At 63.9% G+C, this 2,509-nt stretch carries 3 protein-coding genes; all 3 read right to left on the reverse strand.

Annotation, left to right across the window (positions count from 1 at the left end):
• Positions 1–202: 202 nt before the first annotated feature.
• The 3 genes from QZY44_RS31175 to QZY44_RS31185 all read right to left on the reverse strand — a co-directional run bounded on the left by QZY44_RS31175 (position 203) and on the right by QZY44_RS31185 (position 2,333).
• Complete coding sequence (locus QZY44_RS31175) at positions 203–400, reverse strand: DUF3368 domain-containing protein (RefSeq protein ID WP_295456811.1); 198 nt, start codon at positions 398–400, stop codon at positions 203–205.
• Between the two features lie 69 nt (positions 401–469).
• On the reverse strand, positions 470–733 hold the full coding sequence (locus QZY44_RS31180) for a UPF0175 family protein (protein WP_295456813.1): 264 nt from the start codon (positions 731–733) through the stop codon (positions 470–472).
• Between the two features lie 58 nt (positions 734–791).
• Entirely contained in the window at positions 792–2,333 is a 1,542-nt protein-coding gene (locus QZY44_RS31185; protein ID WP_295456814.1) for a class I SAM-dependent DNA methyltransferase, read from the reverse strand.
• Positions 2,334–2,509: the final 176 nt, after the last annotated feature.

Below are 2,509 nucleotides of genomic sequence, written 5' to 3' on the forward strand. Positions count from 1 at the left end.
CCAGGTCTGCCGTCGCCACTTCTTCGCGTGCCCAGTTGTTCATGCTCCCCTCCGGTGGGTTGGTGATCCTGCCATCTTAGGCGCCGCGAGGAGTTCGTGCTTGGATCAGAACCACTTATGTATAAGGTTGAGCGCTGGAGCGTGGGAACGAGAACACCGTTGGTGGACGGCGCGCACCAGGTCCAGGTGCCGCATTCTGTTGTTAGTCGGCAAAACGAAATCCCGCCTGTCTGAGTCGTACCAGCGTTTCGTCGAGGTCCCGGAGAAAGCCTTTTTCTGCGGCCTTGTGCAGGATCGCGACGGTACCGATGACGGGCAGCGCCAGTGCCAATGCGGCCCTTCTGGCCCGGGCGTCATCCAGAATGAGGAAATCAGCGCTCCGCTCCACGGCCAGGACCATGGCCTCGCAAGGGTCAATCGGTCGATCCTGCCCAGGCCGATGAGGCAGGACGAATCGGCGATCACGCAGCTAGGCATTACGGAGCCGCGCCAGATCGTCGGCGAGGTCCTGGGTGCTGTAATGCATCGGGATCATCAGCTCGCGATTCATCTCGGCAAAGTCCCAGTGACTGAATCCCCCAAGCTCGCACGCCTTGCCCAGCGAGATGCGACCGTGCTCGTAAAGGAATAGGGCAAGCATGCGACGAACTTCGCCGGCCGCGTTCATGTTGGTGAGACCGAGCTCGGCAGCGACCGGGGCGGGCAGGTCGAGTTCGATGTGTAGATTTGGCATTGCTGGGCCTCCAAAGGTTGCGGGTCACTGCCTACTGACGGGCGTCCTGCCGCCGGGATTATCGCAGCATCTCTTCGAGCCGTGTCAACCCCAGCGAAATCTCGGACTCGATTTCACGCAGCTCCCGAATGATATCGGCCGGTGCATCATGCTCCACATGCACATGCTCCACCTCCCGATAGCGATTGAGCGACAGGTCATAGGTCCCGCTGGCGGCGATCTCGGTCTTGGGTACGCAGAAGCTCTGCGCCGTGCGCGGGCGCTCGCGCTCGGCGCCGTCGCGGTCCTTCCAGCGCCGCAGCACGTCGGGCAGGTTGTTCTTGGCGTGCTCGTCTGCGGTCAGGCCCTCGCGCGGGGTGGCACTGAGTTTCTCGGCCGGCAGGAGCGGGTTGCGCTTGTCGTCGAGCGAGTAGCCGTCGGCCTGCACGTCATAGAACCAGACCTGATCGGTGCCGCCCACCCCGGTCTTGGTGAAGCACAGGATGGCGGTGGAGACACCGGCATAGGGGCGGAAGACGCCGGAGGGGAGCTTGATCACCGCATCGAGCTTGTGCTCCTCCACCAGCATCCGCCGCAGCGCCTGGTGGGCCTTGGACGAGCCGAACAGCACGCCGTCCGGCACGATGACCGCGGCCCGCCCGCCAATCTTGAGCAGCCGCAGGAAGAGCGCGAGGAACAGCAGCTCGGTCTTCTTGGTCTTGACGATCCGCTGCAGGTCCTTGGCGGTGGACTCGTAGTCCAGCGACCCGGCAAAGGGCGGATTGGCGAGGATCAGCGAGTAGGTCCCGGCGTCCTCGGTGTGCTCCTGGGCCAGGCTGTCGCGGTAGGTGACATCCGGGTCCTCGACCCCGTGCAGGATCATGTTCATGGCCCCGATCCGCAGCATGGTCGGGTCGAAGTCGTAGCCGTGGAACAGCCCATGGTGAAAGTGGCGGCGCAACTTGGGGTCGCGCAGCAGTTCGGGGTGGTGCTCGCGCAGGTATTCCCCGGCGGCCACCAGGAAGCCGCAGGTGCCGGCCGCCGGGTCGCAGATGCGGTCCTGCGGCTGCGGCTGCATCATCTCGACCATGAGCCCGATGGCATGGCGCGGGGTGCGGAACTGGCCGTTCTGACCGGCAGAGGCAATCTTGCCGAGCATGTACTCGTAGAGGTCGCCCTTGGTGTCCCGGTCGTCCATCGGGACGGCATCCAGCATCTCCACCACCTTGGCGAGCAGGCCGGGACTGCTGAAGCCGAGTCGGGCGTCGCGCATATGGCGGGCGTAGCTGGAGCCCTCGACACCGAGCCCGCGCAAGAAGGGGAAGACGTGCTCGTCGACCACGGCCATCATCTCGCGCGGCTCGAAGTGCTTGAAGCGCGACCAGCGCATGTCCTCATACAGGCAGCCCTTGGCGTCCTGACCCTTTGGAAAGATGCTCCGTTCCATGGGGATGGCGAGCGCCCGCGACTTGTTCTCCTCCAGGGTGTGGAGATCGTCCAGACGCTTGATGAAGAGGAGGAAGGTGATCTGCTCGATCACCGAGAGTGGGTTCGAGACCCCGCCGGACCAGAAGGCGTCCCAGATGCGGTCGACCTGATTCCTGATGTCACCTGTCAGCACCGGTGGCGGACCTCGCAGTGTTTTGATGTGGGATGGGTTGCGCAGGACGCGACGGCCTGTCAGCGTTACCCCGGCGGGACTTTCGCAAACAAAAAGGGGACGACCTTGCGGTCATCCCCTTGTTTTTATTGGAGCCGGCGAGAGGAGTCGAACCCCCGACCCGCTGATTACAAATC

Source organism: uncultured Thiodictyon sp. (genome assembly GCA_903837595.1).
Lineage (GTDB): Bacteria > Pseudomonadota > Gammaproteobacteria > Chromatiales > Chromatiaceae > Thiodictyon.

Bases quoted from the DNA above. Each gene is read 5' to 3' on its own strand.
- QZY44_RS31175 (WP_295456811.1), bottom strand. From the start codon at position 400: ATGGTCCTGGCCGTGGAGCGGAGCGCTGATTTCCTCATTCTGGATGAC.
- QZY44_RS31180 (WP_295456813.1), bottom strand. From the start codon at position 733: ATGCCAAATCTACACATCGAACTCGACCTGCCCGCCCCGGTCGCTGCC.